A 26,421-nucleotide genomic window follows, 5' to 3' on the forward strand; every position below is an offset into this window, starting at 1 on the left:
AGATTTCCACATCTCACATTCCGACACTTCCAAATCACTTGCCCAGGTATTCGTCGATCGCCGAGCGCTTGATGCGCCAGGTCGTACCGATTTTCTTGCCGGTGAGCTCTCCCGAATCGAGCACGGCCTGCACGTCGGGCTCGCCGACGCCAAGCAGTTTCGCGGCATCGGCGACCGAGAGCAGCTCGGGGGCGCCCACCGCAGGCGCTCCGCCTTCGCCGGTGACGGCGCTGCCTGGCTTCGGCGCGGGTGCCTGAGAGGTCATCCCCTGGTCGATCATCTGCTTGGCCATCGCCAGGCCGACTGCCATCTCGGTGGCGGCACTGCCGGCGCCGCCGCCGCCCTTCTCCATGCCCTGCGCCATCTGGAACTTTACGAAGTCGTTGAGGTTGCCGATGGCGCCCATGCTCGAGCGCTTGTCGATCGCCTGCTCCACTTCCGGCGGCACCGACACGTTCTCGAGGATGAAGCTCGCCATCTCGATGCCGTACTTGGCGCTGATCACGGGGTTGATCAGCGGCATCAGCGCCTCGCCCAGCTCGGTGTAGCGGCTGGCCACGTCGAAGACCGGCACCTTCGCGGTCGCCAGCGCGTCGGTGAACACCGAGACGATGCGCGAGCGCATGGTGTCGGAGAACTCGTCGAGCCGGAAGTTCTGATCCGAGCCGGCGACTTCCTTGAGGAATTTCTTCGGATCGACGATGTGGAAATCGAACGTGCCGAAGGCGCGGACGCGGACGATGCCGAGGTCCGCGTCGCGCAGCATGATCGGGTTGGACGTGCCCCACTTGTTGCCGGTGAAGAGCCGCGTCGTCACGTAGTAGACGTCGGCCTTGAACGGCGAGTTGAAGCCGTATTTCCACGACTGCAACTTCGTGAGGATCGGTATGTTGTCGGTCGTCAGCGTGTGCTTGCCGGGACCGAACGTGTCGCCGAATTCGCCAAGGTAGACGAACTGCACGACCTGCGACTCGCGGACGATCAGCTGCGCGCCGTTCTTGATCGCCTTGTCGTCGTCGGGGAACCGGAACGAGAGCGTGTCGCGCGAATCATCTGTCCACTCGATGACATCGATGAATTCGCCCTTGATGAAGTCCATCAATCCCATAGTGGGGCCATTCTACCAGCCCTGCCGGGCCGTGACGCGGCCGCCCTACTTGGGAACGAAATTCAGGACCGCGCCGTTGATGCAATAGCGCTGGCCAGTCGGGGGCGGCCCGTCGGGGAAGACGTGGCCCAGGTGGCCGCCGCATTGCGAGCAATGCACCTCGGTGCGCGTCATGCCGTGGCGACCATCGACGGTGGTGCCAATCGAGCCGGGCGTCGGCTCACCGAAACTCGGCCAGCCGGTGCCGGAATTGAACTTCGTTTCGTTGGTGAAGAGTTCCTGTCCGCAGCCGGCGCACGAGAAGGTGCCGGCGCGCTTCTCGGTGTTGAGAGCGCAGCTGCCGGCGCGCTCGGTCGCGTGCTGCCGCAGGATCTGGTATTGCTCTGGCGTCAGGGTGCGGCGCCACTCGTCATCGGTCTTCTGGACGGGGAAATCGGCCATCCGCCTATTTGAGCACCTTCCCCCACTGCACGCCAAACTTCGGGGCGTCGCGGGGGCCGGTGATCGTGATCGGGACGACGGCGCCGTGGCCGTCCTTGCGGAAGATGGGGTCGAAGGGCTTGAGGAAGAAACCCTTGATGCCGCCGCCCATGGCTTTCGACACGGGCGCGTCGATCGCCAGCGTACCGTCGAAAGCGAGCTGCTCGTTGCGCAGCCCATAGCCGCCGACCAGTTGCACGTCGGCGCCCGGCACGCCGAAGCGCAGCGCCTCGAAATGGATGTGGCCGTCGCGCATCGTGAACTGGCCGCGCATGTCGGAGGCGATCGGTCCGATCGCCTCTCCGTCTTTTTTTCCCTGAGCGTGGCGGCTGAGCGCGGCGATCTGGGTCTTGACGTCGGGATCGGTGAACCGCGCCTCCTCGAGAGCGAAGCGGCCCGCAAGCTGAAGACGGTCGACCACTTTCTTCGCGCCAGGCGGCAGCGTCATCGACGCATGCAGACCGATGCGCGCCAGCATCACCGGCTTCTTGGCGTGAACCGCCAGCTGCAGGAGATCCTCGAGACGCCCCTCGCGGACGATCATGGCGATCGTCACCGTCCGTCCCTTCACGTGCGGCACGGACGTGACTTCACCGGAGGCCTCGATCGGCGTTTTCCCCAGCATCGCGTCGATCTTGCGGAGATAGGTGTTGCCGTTCGTGCCGTCGACAACGGTATGGAAGGTCGTGTCGAGCGGCACCGACTCGCCACCGATGTCGAGATGGAAGTCGGGGGTCGATGTCTTTCCCTGGACGTCGATGCGCTCCAGGATGCCGGCGAAGCTGCCCGTTGACGACAGGATGCCGCCGATGCCGTCGATCGTCCCGAGATCGGCGTGGTTGAAGCTGTAGTGGCCGCTGACCGGTGTCAGGCCCGAACTGCCGTTCACCCACGGCCCAAACGATCCCTTGGTGGCGATCTCTCCCTGCGGAATCGGGTTGCTGAGCGTCGCCGTGAAGGGCATCGAGCGGTTGAAGCCGACGTCATCAAGAGCGAGATCGTGAATGGCCCAGATCCTCGGCTCCTTGTCCGGGTCGTGCGGCTGGATGATGAGCTGCGCGTCGCGCGCGGAGACGTGATCGATGATCACCGGGCCGCTGATCGCCTTCGCCGCCTCGCCGCCCGCCTCCTTGTCATGGCCGGTGCGGGGCGGAATCGTGATGCGCAGCCCCTCGAGATCCACGGACGTGAAACGCCGCTGGCGGTGCAGCATGCCGAGCAGGCCGCCGGCGACCTCGAAGTGTCGCACCTCGATGAACGGCGAGGGATTCTGCTGGTTCTTCAGCCGCAGCTTCAGGCCATCGCCGTGGATCCGGAGCTGCGGGAACGTGCGCACCTCGAAGCTGGCCAGCTCGACGTCGGCGTCGAGATGGTCGTTGAGTGTCTGGACGAGCGCCTTGCGCAGCGTCGGGGTCCGCGACACCGCCAGGGTGACCACAAAAAGGGCCACGATCGCGGCGACGACGATGCCGATGATCCACCTGATGAGTTTGAGATACCGCATGGGCCTTGCTTATCCGCGCCGATCATTGCAACTCGCGCGCCATGGATCAGCTGCGGCGCGGCGACGTTGCCGCCGTGGGCGCACGCGACGGTCGACGGCCGGCTCCGCGCCATCAGCGCGGCAGGTCGACCGCGATCTGCTTCCAGCGTCCCTGGTGAAAGCGCGCCGCCGAGAGCACGCAACGCGTGAAATGCCCGATCACGATCGCCAGCCAGATGCTCGTCGCATCGAGACGTCCGGTGGCCTGCAGGTAGAAGCACATGCCTAGCGGCACCGCAATCTGCGCCACCAGCGTGATGAAGAGCGGACTCCGCGTGTCGCCGGTGCCCTGGAGCCCGCCGGTATAGGTGAGCGCAACGGTGATGAAGAGGCCCGACACGCTCAGGTAGCGAAGCAATTGCGTGCCAAGCGCGACGACCGTGGGGTCGTGCAGGCCGAAGAGCGCCAGCAGGCGCGCCGAGAACAGCAGGAACACGGCGCCGATCGTCCCGGCAATCGCCAGCCCGAACAGGGCCGCCACCTGCACTGCCTTGGCGCTGCGATCCGGGCGACGGGCGCCGAGATTCTGGCCGGCGATCGCTGCCGCCGCTCCCATCAGTCCGACCGACGTCCACGTGATGAACGCGAACAGCTCTGTATAGCAGACGGCGTAGGCGGCCTGCGCTGCCGTGCTTTGCGGCAGCGATCCGATGAACCGCAGCAGCAGGACGCCGGCGACATTCATCGCCACGCCCTGCACGCCGGCCGGCAGCCCGAAGCGGAAGAGCGATCGGATGATCTCCCAGTCCGGCCGCTTGGGCACGCCGGCGATGCTGACCACGACGCGGCCGGTCGCCATCATCCAGATGCCGGCGCCCGAGGCGAGCGCCGAGGCGATCGACGTGCCCAGCGCCGCCCCCTGCACGCCGAACGCGGGGATGGGGCCGAACCCGCGAATGAGGACCATGTTCAGCGCCACGTTCAGGCCGACGATCCACATGCCGATGCGCATGCCCGTGCGCGCGTCGCCGGCGGCCCGCAGCGCGCCCGCCACCATGAAATACAGCAGCTGCCCGATGCTGCACACGAACATCGTCCGCAGATACGGCAGCGCGTCGGCGCTCACCTCGTCGGAGGCGCGCACCAGATGCAGCAGGCGCGGCGACGCGATCCAGCCAAGCGGTCCGAGCACGCAGACGCCAAGCACGACGGCGGTGAGAAACGCCTGGTAGACGACGCGGTTGACCTTGTCGTAGTCGTCCGCTCCCGCGAACCGCGCCACCAGAACTCCCATCCCGGTGAACAGCGAGGAGATGAAGACGACAACGACGAGAAAGATCTGCCAGCCGACGCCGATCGCCGCATTGCCGGCAAAACCGACGTAGTGCCCGACCATCACGTGATCGACGATCCCCTGGAGGCCGCCGATCATGTTCTGGATGACGGTCGGCCACGCCAGCCGCCAGACGGCGGAGGCGATCGGCCCTTCGACGATGGAACGATCGAACTTGCGTGACGGCGCGGACCGGGTGGCGGGCGGCTGGATGGCGAAATTCTATCGCGATCGCCTGGCTAGCGCGCCGCAAACGTGTCGCACGCGTTGGGATCGCCGCTGTCGAATCCGCGCTTGAACCAGGTGACCCGCTGCTCGGAGGTGCCGTGGGTGAACTTTTCCGGCATCACACGGCCCGAGCCGAGCCGCTGCAGACGATCGTCGCCGATCGAGGCGGCCGCGCGCAGCGCCTGTTCGGCGTCGCCCGGATCGAGCTCGACTTTGCCTTGCGCCGCCCTTCCGTTCGCCGACGCGGCATGTCCCCACACTCCCGCGTAACAGTCGGCCTGGAGCTCGAGCTTCACCGACAGCGCATTGACGCTCGACGGATCGGCGCGCTGTTCCTGCCGCACCCGCGCTTCGGTTCCGGTCAGGTTCTGGATGTGATGCCCGATCTCATGTGCGAGCACGTAGGCCTCCGCGAACGTGCCCGGCGCGCCGAACCGCTGCGCCAGCTCGTCGAAGAACGAGAGATCGAGGTAGACCTTCCGATCGCTGGGACAGTAGAACGGACCAGTCGCCGTCTGGGCGAAGCCGCACGCCGACTGCAGGCTGTCGCGGAACAGCACCACTTTGGTCTCCTGGTAGCGTTCGCCGAGCAGGTCGCGCCACACCTGCTGTGTGTCACGGGCCACCGCGTCGACCATGTCGACGGTCCGCTCCTCTGCCGGCGAGGCGGTCGTGCCGCCGGAGGTGCCTACCGCCGGCGTGTTCGAAGACGGGCCGCCGCCCAGCAACGAGAAGAAGTTCACCCCGGTGAACATGCTCAACAAGGCGACGATGATGACGCCGCCGATGCCGAGCGGCATCATGCCGAACCCGCCGCCCGAGGAGCCCCGCATGTCTTCGATGTCGCTTCGATCTCCCCGCGTCCAGCGCATGGAACCTCCTCCGGCCGACCGCGCTGCAGGGCGCGTGCCAGCCCCGGTCTGCGTCAACTCGTCGATTTGATCACCCGCTTCACGCCGCCGTGCGCGAGCACGACCGCCGGCTGTCGCTGGATCGCCTCGTAGTAGCGCCGTGAAAACGTGTCCCCGCTTTCCGACGGGACCAGCAGCCGGTCGATCTGGTCCATGAGGGCCCGTGCGTCGGCATCGGTGGCTGGCGGCTCGGCTGTGAGCTCGTCGATCCGGACGATCGACTCTGAGATCTGGTGCAGCCACGCAAACCAGGGATCGCTGATCACCAGCTGCAGGAGCGCGCCCGGCCCCGCGACGCGGCCGCGGTCCATCTCGTACTGGGTGCGCGCGTCGTCGAGCAGCGCCTTGTGCAGCGTGAGCAAGCTGGTGCGCACCTCGCCCAACCGCTTCTTGAGGTCGACGTTCAGAGGCGGAGCGGCGGCGGTCGGCAGCAGGACGGTTTGCGGCCGGCGCATCTCCTCGAGCAAGGCGTCGACATCGAGGCGCCGGGTGAACATCTCGAGCGTGCCGTCAGACAGTCGAGGCCAATCGGCGCGGGGACGATCCCGATAGAGCTCGACGCCGTTGCCGTCGGCGTCGCGCAGATAGAGCGCCTCGCTGACGCCGTGATCCGACGCCCCGTCGAGCGGGATGCCAGCCTCGATCACCCGCTGCAGGGCCTTACCGAGCGACGCGCGATCGGGATAGCGGATCGCGACGTGATAGAGGCCGGTCGATCCGGGCGGGGGCGGCGAGCCGTCGCGGCTTTCCCAGGTGTTGAGGCCGATGTGATGATGATAGCCGCCGGCGCTGAGAAACGCCGCCTGCGTGCCAATCCGCTCCATCAGCTCGAACCCGAGCACGTCCCGATAAAAGACCAGCGCCCGCTCGAGATCGGCGACCTTCAGATGGACGTGGCCGATGTCCACGCGCGGGTCGATCGGGTCTGCCATGCCGTCCATGATGGCTCAAATCGAGGGCGGGATCGGGCCGGCGCTCTCGTCCGGCAGCGGCGTCATCCGGCCGAGACGACGACACGCCTCGCTCAGCTGGGCAGCGGTGGCGGCGCCGTAGGACAGACGCAGATACCCTTCCCCGCTCCTGCCGAACATCGAACCCGGAATCGTCACCACCTGCGTCTGCTCGAGCGCGTGCGCGGCGAGCGCGGCAGCGCTGTGGCTTCCGTCCACGCGGACGAACGCGAACAGCCCGCCCATCGCCTCGATCCAGCGCCACCCCGGCACCTGCTCGAATCCGCTCCGGAGCGCGGCGCGGCGCGCCTCGAGCTCCGGAAGGAAGCGGAGCGGATAGTCCCAGTCCTGGCCGATCGCGGCGAGCACGGCGCGCTGCGCGATGACCGGCGCGCAGATGATCATCGCGTCCTGGATCTTGATGGCCTGATCGCACAGCGTCGAGCTGGCCAGCATGTACCCGATGCGCCACCCCGTCATGCCGAACGACTTCGAGAACGTGCCGACGACGACGACGTGGTCGCGCCAGTGCGGGAGCGACGCGCCGCTGCAGTGGACGGCGCCCCCGAAGACGAGCCGATGATACGTCTCGTCACAGATGAGGGTGATGTCCCGGCGCCGCGCCTCGCTGCTGATCCGCTGCAGTTCGTCCGGATCGACCACCGCGCCGGTCGGATTGCTCGGGCTGCACAAGACCAGGGCGCGCGTCCTGGCGGTGACGGCCGGAGCGATGTCGGACCAGCGCGGCCGGAATCCGTGCTGCTCCTGCAGCGGCGCCTCGATCGGCACGCCCCCGATCGCTTCGACGGACATCCGGTGGTTGATGAACAAGGGGGACGGCAGGATCACCTCGTCGCCGGCGTCGATCACGCTCATCGCCGCGAGCATGAACGCCTGGTTGCCGCCGGCGGTGATGATGATGTCGTCGGCGGTCGCGGTGGCGCCGTGGGTTTCCCGCAGACGCGCCGCCAGCGCCTCGCGCAGCTCGATCAGGCCGGCGTCGGCCGAGTAGAGATGCGCCTCGGGATCGGCCAGCGCCGCGGCGGCGGCCGCCGTCGCCGACGGCGGCGGGCCCCATCCCGGCACCGCCTGACCGAGGTTGATCACGTCGTGGCCCGCCGCGCGCAGCTGCGCCGCTTTCAGCTTGAGCGCGTCGAATTGCGCTTCGGACACGGCGCGGACACGCTGTGACGGGATCACGAGTGAAGGTTACCTCAGCGTCCGTCGATTGCGTTCGGTCGAGTCACTTCACCTCGACGCGCTTCGTGAATCGTCCGGCAGCGTCAGGCTCCGACTCGATGGCAACCAGCACACCGGCGTCGTAGGTCAGCCGCCGGTCGGGCCTGCCGTCGCCGTTCTCGTCGATCGCCGCTGTTTTCAGCGATCCCTTCTCGTAGGTCTCCCACCGGTCGACCCGGCCGTCGCCCTTGCTGTCGGCCTCGACACGGGCCAGCTGGCCGTTCTCGTAGAATTCCCACCGGTCAATCCGGTGCTCGTCGGCGGTCGACGAGATCTCGATGCGCGCGACCTTCCCGTCGTGATCCGAGAAGGCCCAGGCGTCGGCCTTGCCGTTATTGGCGCGGGAAAAACCCACCTTCGCCAGGTTGCCGGCGGCGTCGTAGTATTCCCAGCGATCGATCTTGCCGTCTTCGTCGAGATCGACGCGCGAGCGGAGCGGCCTGGTGCCGTCCATGTCGGTCCAGGTGTCGATGGTGCCGTTCTTGTTGCGATCGAAGGTGAGCTGCGTCAGCTTCCCGGTGCGCTGGTCGTAAGTCGGCACTGTCGTCTTGCGCGCCCGCGCCGCGTCCGGATCCGAGCAGGCGACGAGAGCGACGCCGGCCGCGAAGAGGAACAGGCGAGGGAGAATGGTCACGATGCCCCGAAAACTATATCGCGGCGCCGCCGTGCTTGTCGCCGCCGTTGCCGCCACGATCGCGGCCGGGACGCAGCCCCCGGCGGGATGGAACGCGGTCCTCGGCGGCTACCGCGAGGCGCTGAAGAAGAGCGGGATCGTCGGCAGCAGCCTGATGGTGGTTCGCGACGGACGGGTGGTCGCGCACGCCGAGGAGGGGCTGGCGGCATTGGCCGGCGGACCCGACCAGGCCGCCGGTCAGCCGGTGACGGCGGACACCATCTATCACTGGGCCTCGATCACCAAGACGTTCACCGGCATCGCGATCATGCAGCTGCGCGATCGCGGCAAGCTGTCACTCGACGATCCGGTGATCAAGTATCTGCCGGAGCTGCGCCAGGTGCACGACCCCTTCGGCGACGCGTCGGAGATCACGATCCGGCACCTGATGTCGCACAGCGCCGGGTTCCGCGCCGCAACCTGGCCCTGGGGCGGCGATCAGCCCTGGCATCCCTTCGAACCCACCCGGTGGGAGCAGCTCGTCGCGATGCTCCCCTACACCGACGTCCAGTTCGAGCCGGGCACGAAATACAGCTACTCGAACCCCGGGGTCGTCTTTCTGGGGCGCATCATCGAGCTGCTCTCGGGCGACGACTACGAGGTCTATGTGACGAAGAACATCCTCATGCCGCTCGGCATGCACAGCACGTTCTTCGATCGCGCGCCGTATTACCTGCTGCCGCACCGCTCGCACAGCTATGTCCGTGACGACGGCGGGCTGCGTGAGGCGCGGTTCGACTTCGATACCGGCATCACCGTCTCGAACGGCGGCCTGAATTCGCCGTTCGGCGACATGGCGAACTACCTGGCGTTTCTCAGCGGCAGCCCGGGCAACGACGTCGTGCTGACCCGCTCGTCGATCGAGGAGATGTGGACGCCGCAGGTGCGCGCGGCGGAAGGGGAAGGGGTCAACGGCACAGATTCGTCGGCGGCGCTGTCGTTCTTCGTCGAGAAGTACGGGGCGGTGGAACTCGTCGGCCACAGCGGCGATCAGAACGGATTCATTTCGCACCTGTATCTGCATCGCCCGTCGCGGACGGCGTGGCTGCTGGCGATGAACACCGACACGACCCGGTCGCGCGACGGCTCCCGGCCTTCGAGCCGCGACGTCGACGTGACCGTTCGCCAGCTGATCCTGGAGCACATGATTAGATAAGGCGCCTACCGCATCAGAAACTGCGTCAAGAGGTTCGCGGCGGTCCGGCCTCGATACCGCGCCGTGGATCGGAGATCGTCGATCGGCGCGATCTCGGTCGTCAGCACCGCGACGGCGCCGGCGATCGCCTCGGCGTCGAGGGGACGGCCGCGCAGCGCGTCTTCGGTCCGGCGGGCGCGAATCACGGTCGGCGCGACGGCGCCAAGGGCGATGCGAATCGTCTCGACCCGGTCCCCGTCCATCGCGATCGTTCCGGCAAAACACACCTTGGCGATGGCCTGCGCGCGGCGCGGACCGACCTTGCGGTAAAAATCGTGGCGGGTGGCGCTGGCCGGGCGCGCCGGAAGAATGATCCGGGCGATGATTTCCCCAGGCGCCAGATCCATCGTCTTGTAGCCGCGATGGAACGACGCATAGGGAACGCGCCGTGCGCCGCTCAACGAGCGCAGCTCCAGCTCGGCGTCGTAGACGAGCAAGGCCGGCGGCGTGTCGGCCGACGGTGACGCGTTTGCGATGTTGCCGCCGATCGTGCCGCGGTTCTGGGTGGCGACGCCGCCGGTTTCCGCGGCAGCCTGTGCAAGCAGCGGGAAGGCGGCGAGGATCGATGTCGAACGCCGGATCTCCGAATAGGTGGTCAGCGCGCCGATCGAGATCCCGCCGGTGTCGATTGGCGCGACGCCGGCAAGCTCGCCGCAGCCGGCGAGGCTCACATAGCGTCCCGGCGCCAGACGTCCGGCCTCGAGCAGCACCATCAGATCCGTACCGCCGGCGAACGGCCGTGCGCCGGGGTGGCCCGCCAGGTCGTCCAGCGCCTCGGCGACCGACGCCGGCGTCACGAGCTCATAGGCATCGAGGCGCGGCGTCATGGCAGCCGGCGCGCGGCCTCCCGCACCGCCTCGAAAATGCGGATGTAGCCGGTGCAGCGACACAGATTCCCGGCCAGGGCGCCGCGGATCTGATCGTCGGTGGGCTCCGGGTTCCGTTCGAGAAGGCTGCACGCCGCGAGCACCATCCCCGGCGTGCAGATGCCGCACTGCGCGGCGCCGCACTCGAGGAACGCCGACTGGATCGCGTGCAGCACCCGGCCGGCCGCCACGCCTTCGATCGTCGTCAGCGTCGCTCCGGCGGCATGCGCCAGCGGCGTCAGACAACTGTTGACCAGATCGCCGTTCACGAGAATCGCGCAGGCGCCGCACTCCCCTTCGCCGCAGCCTTCCTTGACGCCGGTCAGGCCCGCGGCGCGCAGCGCGTCGAGCAGACGCGCCATCGGATGCCCGTCGAGCGGGATCCGCTGGCCGTTCACGGTGCAGGTGACAATCATGCGGCTCAGTTGCGGCTCGAACCCGACGACACGGCAGGATCCATCAAGTCCATCAGCCGTTCCGGTGTCAGCGGCAGCCGGGTCGGATCGGCGCCCGTCGCGTGGGCGACGGCGTTGAAGATCGCCGGCGCCGGGCCGTCCATCGGCAACTCGCCGATCCCTTTCGCGCCGGCGGGACCGTCGGCGTACGGCACTTCCTCGAAATAGACGCGGATGGGCGGCACGTCCATCGCGGTCGGCATGATGTAGTTCGTCATCTGCGAATTCGCCATCCGCCCCTCGCGCCAGACGACATCCTCGTAGAGCGCCCATCCGATGCCCTGCGCTACCCCGCCCTCGATCTGGCCGGCCGCCAGCGTCGGATTGATGACCTTGCCGACTTCCTGGACGGCGACGAAGTCGTCGACGCGCGTCTCCCAGGTCGAGGTGTCGACCGACACGGCCGCGACGTAGACGGCCCAGCCGTAGGTGCCGTAGGCATCACCGGTATAGCTCTGGTCGTCCCAGGCGCGGCCTGGCGGCGGTGTGTACTGGCTCGTTGAGCGCAGCGATCCGAACGTCTCGACATAGCGGCGGCAGGCGGTCTGGAACTGGGCGCGGGTGTGCGCCGTCGGCAGGAAGCCGGCGTCGACGAGCATGTGCCGCAGGCCGGCGGCCGCCGTTTCGACGAGCTTGCCGACCACCATGCAGGTTCGCGACGCCACCGTCGGACCGCTGTCGGGAACGACCGACGTATCGGGCTGCGCGATTTCCACGTCGTCGGGATCCGTGCCCAGAGCGTCGGCGGCGATCTGCGAAAAGATCGTGTTGGTCCCCTGGCCGATTTCGGTGCTCGCGGCAAGGACCCGCACGGTCCCATCGATTGTGCCTTCCACAGCCACGATCGACGCCAGGTGGACTTCTCCTGAGCCGGTGAATCCGGCACCGTGAAAAAAGGTCGCCAGGCCGATGCCCCGCTTGACCGCGCGCGGGCCGTTCTCGCGCGAGAAGCGCTCGCGCTTCTCGTGATAGCCGGACAAGGCCAGTGCGCGGTCGAGCAGCGCCCCGAGGTTCGCGGGTTCGCGGATCGTCTGGCCGACGGCGAGCGTGTCACCCGGCCGGACGAAATTCATGCGGCGGAATTCGTCGGGAGCCAGTCCGACGGCGGCCGCCACCTTGTCGAGGTGCCGCTCGAGCGCGAAGAGGCTCTGCGGGGCGCCAAATCCTCGAAACGCCCCGTGCGGCGGCACGTTGGTCGCGACCGCGCGCCCGCGAACACGCACGTTGGGACAGGCGTACGGACCGGCGGCGTGAATCGTGCCACGCGACAACACGACCGGCGACAGCGTGCAGTAGGCGCCGCCATCGATGACGAAGTCGACGTCCATCGCGAGCAGGCGCCCATCGCGGGACACGGCGGTGCGGTGCCGGGTACGCGAGGGATGCCGCTTGGTGGTCGCGGCCATGTCTTCGTCGCGGCCGTAGATCATCTTCACGGGCCGGCGCGACTTCCAGGCGAGCAACGCCGTGTGGCCGGCGATGACCGACGGATATTCCTCCTTGCCGCCGAAGCCGCCGCCCGTCTCCATCTGCACGACCCGAATCCGCTCGCCCGGCATGTCGAAGAGCCCGGCCAGCGCGTGATGGATGTAGTACGGGCACTGCATCGATCCCCAGACGGTGACGCCGTGCACCGGATCGGCGACCGCGAGCATTCCGTTCGGCTCGATATAGAGCTGCTCCTGCGCGCCGGTCTCGTACTCACCTTCCACCACGACGGGCGCGCCGGCAAACGCCGCGGCGACGTCCCCCTTTTTCACTTCGTAGGACTTGAAGATGTTGTCGGTGCCCCAGACGGTCTCGCGCCGCGACAGTGCCTCGTCGATCGTGAACACCGGCGGCAGCGGCTCGATGTCGACGAAGACGTGCTGCCGCGCTTCGTCGGCGCGCGCGCGATCCGCATGCGCGATGAGCACGATGGGCTCCTCGCGATGGTTGACGGCGTCGTGCGCGAGGTAGGGCTGGTCGTCGATGATCAACTTGACGACGTTGCGGCCTGGGATGTCGGCGGCGGTCACAACCACGAACTCTGTCCAGTCGACGGCCGGATCGAATCGGATACCCGTGATGCGGCCGCGCGCGACCTGACTGCGGACGGTGACCCCATGCAGCAGGCCGGCCGGCGCCACATCGTCCACGTACAGCGCGGCGCCGGTGACTTTGGCGCGCCCTTCCTTGCGCAGCACCGACCGGCCGACCTGAGGGACGTCCACGTCGCGATTCTAGTATTTTCCCGGGGGGCTTCGCCCCGCCGGACCCCCCTACACGCTCTCGCGCGCGCCGCTGCGCCGGCGCGCTCCGTTCGCGTGGCTCACTCGCGGTGCTCGCTCGCCGGCGACTGCCACCGCATTTATGAGATAGCCTCTAGCCTCGACGAATGAGCGCGGCGGCTCCCCAGCCGGCGAGAATCAACCCGCCCAGAATCGGCACCGCGTAGTGGTTGCCATAGGTCGCGGTCGGGAAGTGATTGCTGATCATCAGGAACGTGGTCGGCACAGCGAGAAAGCTGTTGTGCTTCGAGCGGCGCTTGGCGCCGGCGGCCAGCGCCGGGTCAAACGTTTCGCCCTTTGACGCGGCGGCGATCATCCGGCGCTGCGGCGGCAGGATGCGCATCCAGACGTTGGACGCCATGATCGTGCCGAAGAGCGCGCCGATGTGGATGTAGGTGGCGCGCGAGCTGAAGAGCCCCGACAGCGCGAACGCGAGTCCCACGATCAGCGCGAAGCTGACGGCGCTGAAGGCGCGGTCGGACTCGGCCAGCGGCGATCGGGCCAGCAGGTCGTAGACCGTCCAGCCCGCCGCCAGGGTGATCACACCGAGCACACCGGCGGTCATCGGCGTCAGCCTTGGATCGATCGGATCCACCATCAGGCCGCCGTGGTAGTAGACGAGATTGAGCAGCACGAAGCCGCTCACGAACGTCGCCAACGCCTCGTAGCGGAACCAGTGCACCTCGCGCGGCGGCACGCTCAGCGTTTTCTGCTTCACGACCGTGTAGAAGCCGCCGCTGTGCACCATCCAGACCGGCGCGTCGCCGCCGCGCCGCATCTGGCCATCGAGCCAGGTGAAGTAATAGGTCGAACCCACCCACAGGATCGCGGAGAAGACGTGCGCCCACCGCACGAGCAGGTTCGCCCATTCGGAGATGTTGATCATCGATGCACCGCGCGGCGGAGCCGCGGTCAGGAGCCGCGGTACGTCGAGTACCCGAACGGACTCACCAGCAGGGGCACATGATAGTGCCCGGCAGCGTCAGACACGATGAAGTCAATCGACACCGTGCCGTAGAACGTGTCCCGGCCGTGTGACGCGTAGTACGCGCCCACCTCGAAGGCCAGCCGGTACGCACCCGCCCCGGCGTCGATCGCCGGTGGAACGAGCGCGCTGACGCGGCCGTCCGGACTGGTCTCGGCCGACGAGAGGACCGTCGCCGTCGCTCCCTCGATGCGCAGCAACTGCACACACAGGCCGGCGGCAGGCCGCCCGGCCGACGTGTCGAGGACGTGCGTGGACACCGTCATCGACCGCTCATTCGGCCAGCAGACGATCGAGGCGCTGGCGCGTGATCGTCTTCTGTTCCTCGATCGCGACGCGCAGCTCGGTGGCCGGATCGTTGTTCAAGCGCGCGCGCAGCGCCTGCAGGATCGCATCCGCACCCTTCCCTGCAGCGGATATGAGGAAGACGTGGCCGAACTTGCGCTCGTAGTCGCGGTTGGCCGCCGTCAGCGCTTCCCGCTCCGCCGCGGTCGCACCTCCGATGCCCGACTGCTCGCGCGCCGACGCCGCCGCCGCGGCGGCAGACTGCGCGCGTTCGGCCTCCCGCTCACCGATGCGGGGATGGTGGCGGATCGACTCGCGCCACCCTGCCTCGTCGAGATCGTCGAGCGCCACCTGCCCGGCCTGCCGGATCCTGGCGGCCGACGCGAACGGCCGCGCCGCCGCCATGCGGTCGACCCACGCGGGCGCCGCGCACAAGGCCGCGAGCGTCGAGCGCGCCTCGGGATCGTCCAGCGCATTGAGGAGGCGGACGACTGCCGCCTGCCGAGCGGCCGCGGCGGGCTGACCGAACACCCGGAACCGGCTGACGCCGCCGTCGGGAAAGATGTTCAGCCGCACGTGCGTCGCGTCCAGCGGGCGCACGGCGTCGGCAGCCCACTCGTGTCGATGGTCCGGCTGGAGCTTCGTCTGGGCGAGGACGACCTTCCAGTCGGCGACGCCGCGCGCGGCGCTGTCGGCCGACACGCCGTGCAGGTCCTCGGAAACGACGGCGCCGTCGACCGACGCCGAGTCGGGATAGTTGCCCTTGAAGAACGCCGTGTCGAGCGCGACGCGTCCGATGGTGCCGCGCAGCCCGAGCCGTACGACCACCCAGTCGTGACCGGGAACGCGGCGCCGCTTCGTTTCCCACGCGTCGCCCATGTGCGTGCCGCGATCCGGCCGCAGCATGTTCTGCGGCTCGCCGTAGGACCGGTCGCTCGTCTCGACAACGTAGCCGCCGTTCACCAGCGCGGCCAGATCGATCTCGCCGCCGCCGGCGAGAATCTGCGTCCAGTCGGGAAACGCCTCCCCGATCACCCGCAGCCGCGCCACGCCGCCGTCGGGAAAGATGTTCAGCCGCACGTGCGTGAACCGGCGGGCGGTGGCGTGCCCGACCGCGAAGACGTTGGCGGCGTTTCCGGCCAGCTCGCTGCGCGCCAGCAGGGGATGCCACGCGACCGAGTCGGCCGTCGCGTCGGCGCCGTCGGGAAGGCCGCAGGCGTCGATCGAACAGTGGGAGGGGTAGTTGCCGGTGAAGAACGCCGTGTCGACGGTGATCGAATGGACGAGACCCGGCAACCCGAGCTTGACGATGCACCAGTCGTGGCCGGAGGTGCGGCGGCGGCGAGTTTCCCAGCCGTCCATCCATTTGCCCTGATCGGTGTAGCGGCCCGGGATGAACACGGCCGGTTCGGGGTTCAGGAGATTGCCCTTCCCGGCGAAGAACTCATCGTTGGCGGCGAGCGCCGCGCCACCCAGCCGCGCCGACGCGAGATCGATGAGATGGCTGAACTCAGACACCGCTATCACCATACACGAGGCGCCCGCGCGCGTAAGTGCGGATCACCCGGCCGCGCAGCCGGCGCCCGTCATACGGCGTGCGCTTGTGCCGCTGCCGCAGCGCCCGCTCGTCCACGACGAACGTCGCGTCGGGATCCCAGATCACGAGGTCCGCGTCCTTGCCCGGCTCGATCGAGCCCTTGCGCCCACCGATTCCCGCCAGGCGCGCCGGGGCGGCCGACATCCACTCGACGAGGCGTTCCACCGGGAGCCCGCGCTCCGCCGCCGCCGTCCAGACCGCCGGCAGGCTGAGCTCGAGTGAGGCGATGCCGCCCCAGGCCCGCAGGAAGTCGCCGTCTCCCTTCATCGCCGGCGGACACGGTGAGTGATCGGTCGCGATCAAATCGATGTCGCCCGAGGCGAGCGCCCGCCAGAGCGCCTCGCGCGTCGCGCGCCCGCGGATCGGCGGCGCGCACTTCAACGACGTGGCCTCGTCAGGAATCTCCTCCGCGGCAAACGTCAGATAGTGCGGGCACGTCTCGGCGGTGATCCGCAGCCCGCTGCGGCGGGCTTCGCGCAGCAGCGGCAGCGCCCGTTCCGTCGCGAGATGCACGACGTGGATGCGGGCGTCGGTTTCACGGGCCAACGCGACGAGCTGGGCAATGGCGTCGACCTCCGCTTCGGGCGGACGCGAGGCCAGCCACGTCGAGTAGGCGCGCGGGTCAGCGGCGGGCGGGATGCGGCCGAGCGACGCCGGCCACTCGGCGTGTACGAGCAGCGGCAGGCCGAGCCCGGCCAGGATCGGCAGCGCGCGCCGGAGATCGCCGGGCTCGACGGCCGCGAACTCGTCGACACCCGACGGAGAAAGGAAGCACTTGAATCCGCAGACGCCGGCCGACGCGAGCGCCTCGAGCTCGCCGGCGTTGCCGGGGACCACCCCGCCCCAGAACTGCACTTCGACACCGTCGACCGGCGCCGCGCGCCGCTTCGCGCCGAGCGCTTTCAGTGTCGTCACCGCCGGCACGCTGTTGAGCGGCATGTCGACGATCGTCGTGATGCCGCCGGCGGCTGCGGCACTCGTCGCGGTGGCGAAGCCTTCCCAATCCGTGCGACCCGGCTCGTTCACGTGCACGTGGGTGTCGACGAGACCGGGCATCACGAGCATCGAGGACGGCAGGTGCGGAGTGGAGATCGCCTCGAGCGGCCTGACGGCGGTGATCTGCGCGCCGGTGATCTCGATTTCGGCCGGCTGGATGCCGGTGGGCAGGAGGACGCGGGTGGAGCGGATGGTGATGGGCGGCAAGAAGGACCTGGCGCGGACCGCGATCGTGCTCAAGGGCGCCCTGGCACGGGCGCCGAGGTCGCCATCCGCTCCGGCATACTACCGGGTTCCCGGTCTGGAATCCCATCGCCGCCAAGGCGAGCACGGCGAAGCCGCGACCGGCGCCGCGGTTCGCATACGATTGGGACGCTGTATGCCACGCCTGCGCTGGGGACTCCTCAGTACCGCCCGCATCAATCGCGCGTTGATTCCGGCCATCCGAGGCGCCGCACGCAGCGAACTGACGGCGGTCGCGAGCCGCACGCTCGATCGCGCCCGCGAGTACGCACTGGAGTGGCAGATTCCGCGCTCGATCGGCGCGTACGAAGCGCTCCTCGCCGATCCCGGCATCGACGTGGTGTACATCTCGCTGCCCAACCACCTCCACGTGGAGTGGACGGTGCGCGCGCTCGAGGCGGGCAAGCACGTCCTGTGCGAGAAGCCGCTGGCCCTTTCGGTCGGCGATGTCGACCGCGTCGCGGACGCGGCCCGGCGTGCCGGCCGTGTCGCGGCGGAGGCGTTCATGTACCGCCATCATCCGCTCACCGACGCCGTTCAGGCGTTTGCGGCGGGCGGACGGCTTGGACGGATTACGACCTACCGCGGCGCGTTCACGTTCCTGCTGACGCGCGAGCACGACGTCCGCCTCGACCCGTCGATGGGCGGCGGCAGCTTGTGGGACGTCGGGTGCTATCCGCTCAGCTATGCGAACCTGATCGCCGGTGCCGCCCCGACGGAGGTGTTCGGCTGGGAGCGACGACTCGATCGCGATGTCGACATGGAGTTCTTCGCGATGCTGCGCTACGCCGACGGCAGCGTCGCGCAGTTCGACTGCGGCTTTGCCGGCCCGTTCCGCGCCGAGATGGAGATCGTCGGCACAGCCGGCCGGCTGTGCATCCGGCGTCCCTTCAAGACCGACGAGAGGAGCGCGCTCGAATTCTCGGGCGGCGACGATCGCACAGAGGGGGTCCTCTTCGACCCTGCGGCGGCCTACGCGGGAGAGGTCGCCGACATTGAGGCGGCGGCGCTCGACGGGACGGCGCCGCGCGTCCCCCTCACGGAGTCGCGCCGGACGGTCCAGACCATCGTCGCCCTCTACGAGTCGGCGCGGCTCGGTCGTCCGGTGGGCCTCTGAGACCTCGTCCGTACACGCCGGTTGACCTTTTGCATGAGCCGACGGCCGGAGGGACGCGTGGCTCAACTGCTGCTTGAATATCCAGACGCGGTCACGTCGGACGCAGGAAAGAATTACAGGGCCCGCGCCTGCGGGGCCGACCGGAATGACGGAAAATGGGAAGGCTGGATAGAATTCATTCCAGCCGACGGAGGCACGCCCATCCGTTCGTCTCGCGAGACCACCCAGCCCAATCGCGAGGACACGGTCTATTGGGCGACGGGCCTTACGCCTGTCTATCTCGAGGGCGCGCTGCGCCGCACGCTCCGTCCGGTCGTGCGGCCGGTTGCAGCGCGCCCCGAGCCGCCATTCTTCGACGGTCCGGCTGATCCGTTCGTCTCGAACGGTCACGGCACGGAGGCGGTGCTCGATCCCTTCTCGGTCTATCAGAAAGGGGAGGTGCTGCTGCGCCGTCAGCTCTCGGCGTTCGCGGGCTGGCACCTCGTCAACATCATCCGCAAGTACGAGTTGAGCGGCGAGGATCCGGCGCGACTCTCGACGCTCGAGCCGGCGGCGCTCATCGAGTGCATCATCGACGCCGTCCGTCGGCAGCCCGCGCGCCGATAAGCGCCGAGACGCGGACGCCGTTCGTGGTTCCGTCACCCCGTTGATCCCGGGGCGGCAGGCGCAGGATCGTTTTCACGCTATGCTCGCGGCATGCTCAGCAGCCGTGTCGTGGTCAGCGCTTTCGTTATCCTGTGTACCGTCGGCGCCACCGCTCAAGAGCGGGACCGCGCCAAGGTCCCCGACCGGTACAAGTGGAACCTCGCCGACCTCTATCCCTCGGATGACGCGTGGCGAACGGCAAAGAATACGGTCGTCGGCAGCATCCCCTCGCTGGCCGCGTTTCGCGGCACCCTCGCCCAGTCGAGCGACCGGCTCGCCGACGCGCTCGACGCCGCGAATCGCATCGGCAAGGACTTCCAGCGTGTCTACCTCTACGCGAGCCTGCATTCCGACCAGGACACGCGTGTCAGCGCGTACCAGGGCATGCAGCAGGAGATGCAGCAGGCGGGCGCGACGTTCGGTGAGACGATCTCGTTCATCGAGCCCGAGATCCTGAGAATCGACAAGACCACACTCGACAAGTGGACGGCCGACAACCCACGGCTCAAGACCTACGCTCACTATCTTGACGACATCCAGCGCCGTCGGGCCCACACGCTCAGCGACGCCGAGGAACGGCTCATCGCCGCCGCCTCCACCGTGTCCAGCCAGCCGTCTTCGATCTACAACATCCTGGCGAACGCCGACTTCCCCTACCCGACGGTGACGCTGAGCGACGGCACCAAGGCTCGACTCGACTCGGCGGGATTCAGCCTGTATCGCAGCGTGCCGAATCGCGACGATCGCAAGCTGGTGATGCACACTTTCTTCGACGCGATTGGCACGTTCCGCGGCACGTTCGGGGCCACGCTGAACGGCCAGGTGCAGTCGGACGAATTCGCGGCCAACGCCCGCCACTACAAGACCGCGGTCGAATCGGCGCTCGACGGCCCGAGCGTTCCGGTCTCGGTCTACAGTCAGCTGGTGGAGGGCGTCAACCGCGGGCTGCCGACGTTCCACCGCTACCTGCAGCTACGCAAGAAGATGATGAAGCTGCAGGAGCTGCACTACTACGATCTCTACGCGCCGCTCGTCGCCACTGCCGATCTGAGCTACACGCCGGCGGAGGCGGAACAGAACATTCTGGCCGCCGTCGCGCCGCTCGGACCCGACTACACGGCCGCGATCAAGAAGGCGTTCGACGATCGCTGGATCGACCTGATGCCGACCGAAGGGAAGAAGTCGGGCGCCTACTCGAACGGCGGCGCCTACGACGTGCATCCCTACATGCTGATCAACTTCAACGGCAAGTACGCCGACATGACGACCGTCGCGCACGAGCTCGGACACACGATGCAGAGCTACCTGTCCAACAAGACGCAGCCCTTCCATCTCGCCAACTACCCGATCTTCGTCGCCGAGGTCGCGTCGACGTTCAACGAGGCGCTGCTCAACGACTACATGCTGCGCACGATCAAGGATCCCGAGACGCGGCTGTCGCTGCTCGGCAACTATCTCGAGAATGCCAAGGGCACCGTGTTCCGGCAGACCCAGTTCGCCGAGTTCGAGCTGCGCATCCACGAGATGGCCGAAAAGGGGGAACCGCTCACCGGCGACGCGCTCGACGCGCTCTACCTCCAAATCGTGCGGAAGTACTACGGGCACGACAAAGGCATCTGCATCGTCGACGACGAGGTTCGGCACGAGTGGGCGTTCATTCCACACTTCTACCTGGACTTCTACGTCTTCCAGTACGCAACGTCGTTCACCGCATCTGCGGCGCTCTCGGAGAAGGTGCTCGAAGGGGACGCGGGCGCCACCCGGCGCTACCTGAACTTCCTGTCGGCGGGTGGCTCGAAATACCCCATCGATCTGCTCAAGGATGCCGGCGTCGACATGACGACCGGCGAGCCGCTCGCGCTGACGCTGCAGAAAGTGAATCGCGTCATGGATGAGATGGAGCGCATCCTCGCCTCGTCCAGGCAGTAGCCCTGCCGCATCTGTCTTGTTTCGAGGACGCATTCATGACAGTTCGTTGAAATCCTGTGGGTTTCTGCTCGGCGCGGCTTGGCACCCCTGTTGCCTCTAACAGGTCCAGGGGAAGGAGACCCCCGCTATGAAACTCACGACACTGATTTCAACCCTGGCGCTTGCATCTACGGTCGCGATGCCGGTGAGCGCGCAGGATCAGGAGCGGCATCACTCCGGTGACAACCACGCGCAGGCGGCGGAGTCCGACCATGCGCGTCCGCGCCAGCAGCCGCAAACGGAACAGCATCAGCAGCAGGCCCAGCGGGCTCACGGGCAGGCGCAGCCCAGCCGCCAGGCGGCTCAACCGCAGCAGGTCCGCCCGCAGCAGGTGCAGCCGCGGCGGGAGAACGCGCAACCGCAGCGGGAGAACGTGCAACCGCAGTCGGTGCAGCCGCGCCGTGAGTCTGTGCAGCCGCAGCGTCAGTCTGTACAGCCGCAACGTCAGTCTGTGCAGCCGCAACGTGAGATCGCGGTGCCGCGCCAGGACCATGTCGTTGCCGGCAACCGCGCCTCCAGCAACGGCCGCAGCTACGCGTATGCCAACAACGACGGGCGTCGCTGGGACAATCGTCACTACGAGTCGTACGTGACGGGTGTGCACCGCTATAACGCCTACGTCGTGCACCCGCAGGTGGTGCGGGTGATTCCGTATCGTCCGTACGCCTATCATCCGAGCTTCAGCGTCGGCGTCTACTACGGCGCCGACGGCTATTACCCGTACGGATACACGCCGGATTACTACTTCAATCCGATTCCGGGGCACCTCTACGGCGGCGTGCGCATCACCGGCGCTCCGCGGGATGCGCAGGTGTTCGCCGACGGCTACTACGTCGGCATCGTCGACGACTTCGACGGCATCTTCCAGCACATGAACCTGGAAGCCGGTCCGCATCACGTCGAAGTGGCGTGGGGTGGGTATCAGCCGATGGCGTTCGACGTCTACGTGCGGCCGGGCGACACCACGACGTTCCGCGCCGACGGCTACTTCCGCTACTGACCGCAACCGCCGCGACCGCGGGCCCGTCACCACCTGGGGACGGGCCCGACGGGCGCGGATGAGGGCATCCGCATCGTGAGGCCCCGGGTTTTCCGGGACGGGCTCCCCGCCTGGCCGCCGCTTACTCCGCCCCCCCTTCGCGCCGCTTCAACCAGCCGTCTGGGTGATGCGTGACCAGGAAGCGATCACATTTCTCCCGATCGATGCCGAACTCCGGGTGGCGTGCCAAATACTCGTGGATCGCCGGCACCGGCCCAGGACGCGAGCTCTTGAAGTACGGTTGCGTGTCGATCGAGCCGTCCTGCACCAGCATGTAGCTGCCCGGCGTCACGAGCGGTCCGTACGCCTCGAGCTCGCTGGCGACATGGCCCGCCGAATGATCGCTATCCAGAATCACCAGGACCGGTCCGCGAGCCGCCTCCGCCATTCCGCGTACGGACGCCACGATCGACGGCGAGGCGGAATCCCCGATCAAATACGTGATGCGCGGATGCCGCAGATCGTGCTGCCTGGCGATGTCGATCGTGACGATTCGGCCGTCGGTCTCCATCAGATCGAAGAGGTGCGCGTAGAAGAGCGAGCTGCCGCCGCGGTTGGTCCCGGTCTCGACGATCAGCGCCGGCCGCAGCGCGGCGATCGTCTCCTGGATGGTCCAGAGATCGAGCGTGTTCTGGAGGATTGGCTGACCGAGCCAGCGGACCTCGGTGAAGTTGTTCGTCTTGAGTAGCAGGGCCGTGAAGAACGTGCGCTCGACCCGATGGTGAATCCGCGGCCAGACGAGGCTCCAGAACAGCCGGCTGACGCTGCCGCGCGGCGACAAGGCACTCATCGCACGCGCGCTTCGTGCCTGCGCCTCGAGATCACGTTCATGGCGCCAACGATACAGTACGGTGGGCGCCCTCGACCATCCCTGCAGGAAGCGGCGAGTCCCTCGCACGCTCCGTGGGGCAGCTGGACGTCGTGCTACAGTCGCTCCGCTCCTGACATGAACATCCTCGGGATCTGGGACGGCCACGATGCCGGCGCGGCGCTGCTCGTCGACGGGACGCTCGTCTCCGCGGTCAACGAAGAGCGGTTGACGCGGCGGAAGCTCGAAATCGGCTTCCCGACACGATCGATCGAGGCCTGCCTCGCCTCGGCCAACCTTGGACCGGAGCGGATCGACGCCGTCGCCGCGTCGACCGCCGACGTGGCGAAGACGATCGGCCGTCTCGCGCCCTGGACCCGCGAACGCTACTATCTCGTGCGGCGCCGCAAGGCCCGGCCCGGGGTGATCTCGACGCTCACCCGCGACGCCAAGTACGCGCTGACGACGTGGCCGCCCAATCGGATGACGCGCGCCTGGAGCCGATCCCTTCTGCAGGGCACGCTCCGGCGCGCGGGATTGACGCGCGCGGCGGTGCACGTCTTCGATCATCACGACTGCCACGCAATCGCCGCCGCCTGCGCGAGCGGCTTCGACGCCTGCGCCGTGGTCACCATCGACGGCGTCGGCGACGGACTGTCGGCGACGACCAGCACGTTCCAGGGCGGCAGGCTCACCCGTGTGTCGGCGACCCCGGCCACCCATTCGCTGGGCGTCTTCTTCGAGCACGTCACCACGCTCCTGAACATGCGCGAGCTCGAGGACGAAGGGAAAGTGATGGCGCTCGCCGACTATGCGCCGGCGGTGTCCGATGCGGACAACCCTCTGCTCGATCTGCTGCGCGTCGAGGACGGACGGATCGTCATGGCCCGCACCGGTGCCAGCCTGAGGCGCCGCCTTGCCGCACTGCACTGGCGGGTGCCCAACGAGCAGTTCGCCCGCATGGCGCAGCGCGCGGTCGAAAAGACCACCGTCGCGCTGGTGCAGGACGCGGTCGCTCGCACCGGGCAGCGGCGCGTCGCCGTCGCGGGCGGCGTCGCGTCCAACATCAAGGCGACGCGCCAGGCACGGCTGCTCGACGCCGTCGACAGCCTCTACGTTTTCCCCCATATGGGCGACGGAGGCCTGGCGCTCGGGGCGGCGCTGTCGATGGCAGGTCGGGCGGGCGCCGCGCCCCGCCTCGAGCTCGACAGCCTGGCGATCGGCCCCGCGTACCCCGAGGACCGCATGGCCGCGGCGCTTGCCGCGCGCGGCCTGAGCCCGTCTCGCGCCGAGGTGACTGAGGCCGCGGCCGACCTCCTCGAGCGAGGCGCGGTGGTCATGTGGTTTCAGGGCGGGATGGAGTACGGCCCGCGGGCGCTCGGCCATCGCAGCGTGCTGGCGAGAGCCGACCGTCCTCAGCTTCGCGATCGCCTGAACCTCGTGCTCAAGCGACGCGTCTGGTATCAGCCCTTCTGCCCCAGCATGCTGGTGTCCGAAGCGCGGCGGGTGCTCGAGGACTGGGATGACGCGCCGCCACTCAACCGGCACATGACAATGGCGCATACGGTCAAGCCTGGATGCCGGGCGGATCTCGGTGCGGTGATCGGTATCGACGGCACGTGCCGACCGCAGCTCGTCGACGACGAGGCGGATGGGCCGTTCGCGGCGCTGCTGCGCGCGATCCGCAGGCGGACCGGCCGCGGCATCCTCCTCAACACGAGTTTCAACATCCATGGCGAGCCGCTCGTCTGCACGCCTGAGGATGCCGTGGATGTGTATCTTCGGGCGGGCGCCGACGCCCTCGCGCTCGGTCCTTTTCTCGTGACCAGCCGTGCCGGGGAGTGAGCGTGGCCTGCCCTGGACGCTGCCGGCCGCCGTGGCCGCGACGGTCGCCGCGGCGATGATCTGGATCGCCACGATCCCCGCCGATCGGCTGCGCGAGGTGCTGGAGGCGACCCAGTTCTGGATGCTCGATGCCCTGCTGGCGCTCGTCGGCGTCGCGTCGCTCGCGACCCTGCGCCAGCTGTTCGGACACCTCGAGCTGCGCCGGGCCGACAAATGGGCTGCGGCGGGCGCGGCAACGCTCGCGATCGGACTGGCGCTGGGCGTTGCGCCGGCGACCAACCGCATCTACTACGACGAGCAAATTTACGAATCCGTCGCGCAGAATCTCACCGACCTGCATCGCGCGCAGATGTGCAACCAGGGCACGGTCGAGTACCAGCGGCTGCAATGCGAGCGCAGTGAATACAACAAGGAGCCGTACGGCTACCCGCACTTGTTGAGCGTGGTCTACCGGCTGTTCGGCGTCTCGAGCCGGTCGCCGCATGTCCTCAACGGTCTGGTCCATGGGGCGACCACCTGGGTCGTCTTCATGGTGACGCTGGTTTTCTTCCGCGATCCGCGGGCAGCCGGGTTCGCGGCACTCGCTGCGGCGATCATTCCTGAGCAAGTGCTCTGGTCGCATACCGCGGCCAGCGAACCGGCCAGCGCGCTGGCGGCAGGATGGGTGCTTCTCGCAGCCGGCGCATACGTCAGGCTCCGTTCGACTGCCAGTCTGGTCATGGTCGCGGCGGCCGGCGCCTACGCCATGACCTACCGGCCGGAAATGCCGGTGCTCGCGCTGCCCGTGGCCGCCGCCATCGTGTTGATGGCCTCGCGCGAATTGAAAACCGGACGACTCTGGCTGGCGGCCGCCGGCGCCGTGGCCCTCTCGATCGTCTCGCTGGCGCACCTGGCGTCGGTCCGCCACGAGGGGTGGGGCACGCAAGGCCCGCGCCTGGCGCTGATGTTCCTTGGACCAAACCTGCGCATCAACGGCTGGTTCTATCTGTGGGACGCCCGCTTCCCCGTGGCGCTGACCGCGTTGGCGGTGTTCGGCGCGTGGCTTCGCCGTTCGCGCGCCGTCGGCGTCATGCTGCTCTGGCTCCTGGCGTTCGCCGGCATCTATGTGCTGTTCTATGCCGGGAGCTACGACTACGGCGCCGACATCCGCTATTCGCTGCTGACCTACGCACCGATCGCCGTGCTCGCCGGCCTTGGCGCCGCGACACTCTCGAGGACGCTCGACGCGCGGCCGCTCACGGCCGGCCGCGGTGTCTCGATCGTCGTGGCGGCGCTGACGCTGCAGGCGACGTGGTACCTGCCGCTGATGCGAGCCGTCGGAGAGGAGGCATGGGCGGCGCGGGCCGACGTCGCGTTCGCCGAAGCGACGGCGAAGACGCTGCCGCGCAACGCGCTGGTGCTGACGCACAATCCGGGCATGTTCCACGTCTGGGGGATCAGCGCCGCGCAGCTGTCGATTGCCGCCGACCAGCCCGAATACGTCCGGAGGGACCTCAATCGGCGCTACGCCGGCGGCGTCTACATCCACTGGAATTTCTGGTGCAACGTCTCGGATCCGGTGCAGAACGCGTTCTGCACCCATGTCCTCTCGTCGTTCCGCACCACGCGCATCGCCGAGTTCCGCGAACGCGACTACCGCTACGCCTTCTATCGCATCGCCATGCCGGACGGCGATCCGGCGCCGGCCGGTGTCAGATGAGGG

At 68.0% G+C, this 26,421-nt stretch carries 24 protein-coding genes; 7 read left to right on the top strand and 17 right to left on the bottom strand.

Annotated features, from left to right (window positions below; genetic code table 11):
• Window positions 1-34: 34 nt before the first annotated feature.
• From VGI12_14570 to VGI12_14605, 8 genes are all read right to left on the bottom strand, one after another.
• Window positions 35-1,108 (bottom strand): SPFH and helix-turn-helix domain-containing protein, encoded by a 1,074-nt coding sequence (locus tag VGI12_14570; GenBank protein HEY2433896.1) that lies wholly within the window; start codon window positions 1,106-1,108, stop codon window positions 35-37.
• Between the two features lie 45 nt (window positions 1,109-1,153).
• Window positions 1,154-1,549, bottom strand: coding sequence for a peptide-methionine (R)-S-oxide reductase MsrB (gene msrB, locus VGI12_14575; GenBank protein HEY2433897.1), 396 nt, complete (start codon window positions 1,547-1,549; stop codon window positions 1,154-1,156).
• A 4-nt stretch (window positions 1,550-1,553) separates the two neighbouring features.
• Window positions 1,554-3,092, bottom strand: a complete 1,539-nt coding sequence (locus VGI12_14580) for an AsmA-like C-terminal region-containing protein (protein HEY2433898.1) — start codon at window positions 3,090-3,092, stop codon at window positions 1,554-1,556.
• Between the two features lie 112 nt (window positions 3,093-3,204).
• Window positions 3,205-4,617: an MATE family efflux transporter gene (locus VGI12_14585; GenBank protein ID HEY2433899.1), complete on the bottom strand. Its 1,413-nt coding sequence runs from the start codon at window positions 4,615-4,617 to the stop codon at window positions 3,205-3,207.
• Between the two features lie 26 nt (window positions 4,618-4,643).
• Window positions 4,644-5,504 carry a neutral zinc metallopeptidase gene (locus VGI12_14590; GenBank protein HEY2433900.1) on the bottom strand — a complete coding sequence of 287 codons (861 nt, stop codon included), beginning with the start codon at window positions 5,502-5,504 and terminating at the stop codon, window positions 4,644-4,646.
• Between the two features lie 53 nt (window positions 5,505-5,557).
• Window positions 5,558-6,484 (bottom strand): VOC family protein, encoded by a 927-nt coding sequence (locus tag VGI12_14595; GenBank protein ID HEY2433901.1) that lies wholly within the window; start codon window positions 6,482-6,484, stop codon window positions 5,558-5,560.
• Between the two features lie 6 nt (window positions 6,485-6,490).
• Window positions 6,491-7,693 (bottom strand): pyridoxal phosphate-dependent aminotransferase, encoded by a 1,203-nt coding sequence (locus VGI12_14600; protein HEY2433902.1) that lies wholly within the window; start codon window positions 7,691-7,693, stop codon window positions 6,491-6,493.
• A 43-nt stretch (window positions 7,694-7,736) separates the two neighbouring features.
• A complete protein-coding gene (locus VGI12_14605; GenBank protein HEY2433903.1) occupies window positions 7,737-8,366 on the bottom strand; it encodes a hypothetical protein in 630 nt (209 codons plus the stop codon).
• Window position 8,367: 1 nt separating this feature from the next.
• Here VGI12_14605 and VGI12_14610 point away from each other — a divergent pair, with 1 nt between their 5' ends.
• Window positions 8,368-9,561, top strand: coding sequence for a serine hydrolase domain-containing protein (locus tag VGI12_14610; protein HEY2433904.1), 1,194 nt, complete (start codon window positions 8,368-8,370; stop codon window positions 9,559-9,561).
• Window positions 9,562-9,566: 5 nt separating this feature from the next.
• Here the strand turns inward: VGI12_14610 and VGI12_14615 are convergent, their stop codons facing one another.
• The 7 genes from VGI12_14615 to allB all read right to left on the bottom strand — a co-directional run bounded on the left by VGI12_14615 (window position 9,567) and on the right by allB (window position 17,261).
• On the bottom strand, window positions 9,567-10,427 hold the full coding sequence (locus VGI12_14615; GenBank protein ID HEY2433905.1) for a xanthine dehydrogenase family protein subunit M: 861 nt from the start codon (window positions 10,425-10,427) through the stop codon (window positions 9,567-9,569).
• Entirely contained in the window at window positions 10,424-10,882 is a 459-nt protein-coding gene (locus VGI12_14620) for a (2Fe-2S)-binding protein (protein ID HEY2433906.1), read from the bottom strand. The genes VGI12_14615 and VGI12_14620 overlap by 4 nt, the downstream gene beginning before the upstream one ends.
• 5 nt (window positions 10,883-10,887) lie before the next feature.
• On the bottom strand, window positions 10,888-13,134 hold the full coding sequence (locus tag VGI12_14625; protein ID HEY2433907.1) for a xanthine dehydrogenase family protein molybdopterin-binding subunit: 2,247 nt from the start codon (window positions 13,132-13,134) through the stop codon (window positions 10,888-10,890).
• Window positions 13,135-13,285: 151 nt separating this feature from the next.
• A complete protein-coding gene (locus VGI12_14630) occupies window positions 13,286-14,077 on the bottom strand; it encodes a urate hydroxylase PuuD (protein ID HEY2433908.1) in 792 nt (263 codons plus the stop codon).
• A 26-nt stretch (window positions 14,078-14,103) separates the two neighbouring features.
• Window positions 14,104-14,442 carry a hydroxyisourate hydrolase gene (uraH, locus tag VGI12_14635; protein HEY2433909.1) on the bottom strand — a complete coding sequence of 113 codons (339 nt, stop codon included), beginning with the start codon at window positions 14,440-14,442 and terminating at the stop codon, window positions 14,104-14,106.
• A 7-nt stretch (window positions 14,443-14,449) separates the two neighbouring features.
• Window positions 14,450-15,979 (bottom strand): allantoicase, encoded by a 1,530-nt coding sequence (gene alc, locus VGI12_14640; protein ID HEY2433910.1) that lies wholly within the window; start codon window positions 15,977-15,979, stop codon window positions 14,450-14,452.
• Window positions 15,972-17,261, bottom strand: coding sequence for an allantoinase AllB (allB, locus tag VGI12_14645; GenBank protein ID HEY2433911.1), 1,290 nt, complete (start codon window positions 17,259-17,261; stop codon window positions 15,972-15,974). The genes alc and allB overlap by 8 nt, the downstream gene beginning before the upstream one ends.
• Window positions 17,262-17,433: 172 nt before the next feature.
• On the opposite strand from allB, the gene VGI12_14650 reads away from it, so the two are divergent.
• The 3 genes from VGI12_14650 to pepF all read left to right on the top strand — a co-directional run bounded on the left by VGI12_14650 (window position 17,434) and on the right by pepF (window position 20,988).
• Window positions 17,434-18,414, top strand: coding sequence for a Gfo/Idh/MocA family oxidoreductase (locus VGI12_14650; protein HEY2433912.1), 981 nt, complete (start codon window positions 17,434-17,436; stop codon window positions 18,412-18,414).
• A 33-nt stretch (window positions 18,415-18,447) separates the two neighbouring features.
• Window positions 18,448-19,020 (top strand): hypothetical protein, encoded by a 573-nt coding sequence (locus VGI12_14655; protein HEY2433913.1) that lies wholly within the window; start codon window positions 18,448-18,450, stop codon window positions 19,018-19,020.
• Between the two features lie 90 nt (window positions 19,021-19,110).
• Window positions 19,111-20,988: an oligoendopeptidase F gene (gene pepF, locus VGI12_14660; GenBank protein HEY2433914.1), complete on the top strand. Its 1,878-nt coding sequence runs from the start codon at window positions 19,111-19,113 to the stop codon at window positions 20,986-20,988.
• A gap of 148 nt (window positions 20,989-21,136) precedes the next feature.
• Here pepF and VGI12_14665 read toward each other — a convergent pair whose 3' ends face one another.
• Entirely contained in the window at window positions 21,137-21,469 is a 333-nt protein-coding gene (locus tag VGI12_14665) for a hypothetical protein (protein HEY2433915.1), read from the bottom strand.
• A 9-nt stretch (window positions 21,470-21,478) separates the two neighbouring features.
• Between VGI12_14665 and VGI12_14670 the strand changes: the two genes are divergently transcribed.
• The gene (locus VGI12_14670; protein HEY2433916.1) at window positions 21,479-22,027 is read left to right on the top strand and encodes a PEGA domain-containing protein; all 549 of its coding nucleotides are present in this window, start codon (window positions 21,479-21,481) and stop codon (window positions 22,025-22,027) included.
• Between the two features lie 121 nt (window positions 22,028-22,148).
• On the opposite strand, the gene VGI12_14675 is transcribed toward VGI12_14670, so the two are convergent.
• Complete coding sequence (locus VGI12_14675; protein ID HEY2433917.1) at window positions 22,149-22,856, bottom strand: CmcI family methyltransferase; 708 nt, start codon at window positions 22,854-22,856, stop codon at window positions 22,149-22,151.
• Between the two features lie 156 nt (window positions 22,857-23,012).
• Here VGI12_14675 and VGI12_14680 point away from each other — a divergent pair, with 156 nt between their 5' ends.
• Both VGI12_14680 and VGI12_14685 read left to right on the top strand, forming a co-directional pair.
• On the top strand, window positions 23,013-24,719 hold the full coding sequence (locus tag VGI12_14680; protein HEY2433918.1) for a carbamoyltransferase C-terminal domain-containing protein: 1,707 nt from the start codon (window positions 23,013-23,015) through the stop codon (window positions 24,717-24,719).
• The gene (locus VGI12_14685; GenBank protein ID HEY2433919.1) at window positions 24,706-26,418 is read left to right on the top strand and encodes a glycosyltransferase family 39 protein; all 1,713 of its coding nucleotides are present in this window, start codon (window positions 24,706-24,708) and stop codon (window positions 26,416-26,418) included. Before VGI12_14680 ends, VGI12_14685 begins: the two co-directional genes overlap by 14 nt.
• The last annotated feature ends 3 nt before the right edge of the window (window positions 26,419-26,421 follow it).

This window comes from Vicinamibacterales bacterium, from assembly GCA_036496585.1.
Classification (GTDB): Bacteria; Acidobacteriota; Vicinamibacteria; order Vicinamibacterales; family 2-12-FULL-66-21; genus JAICSD01.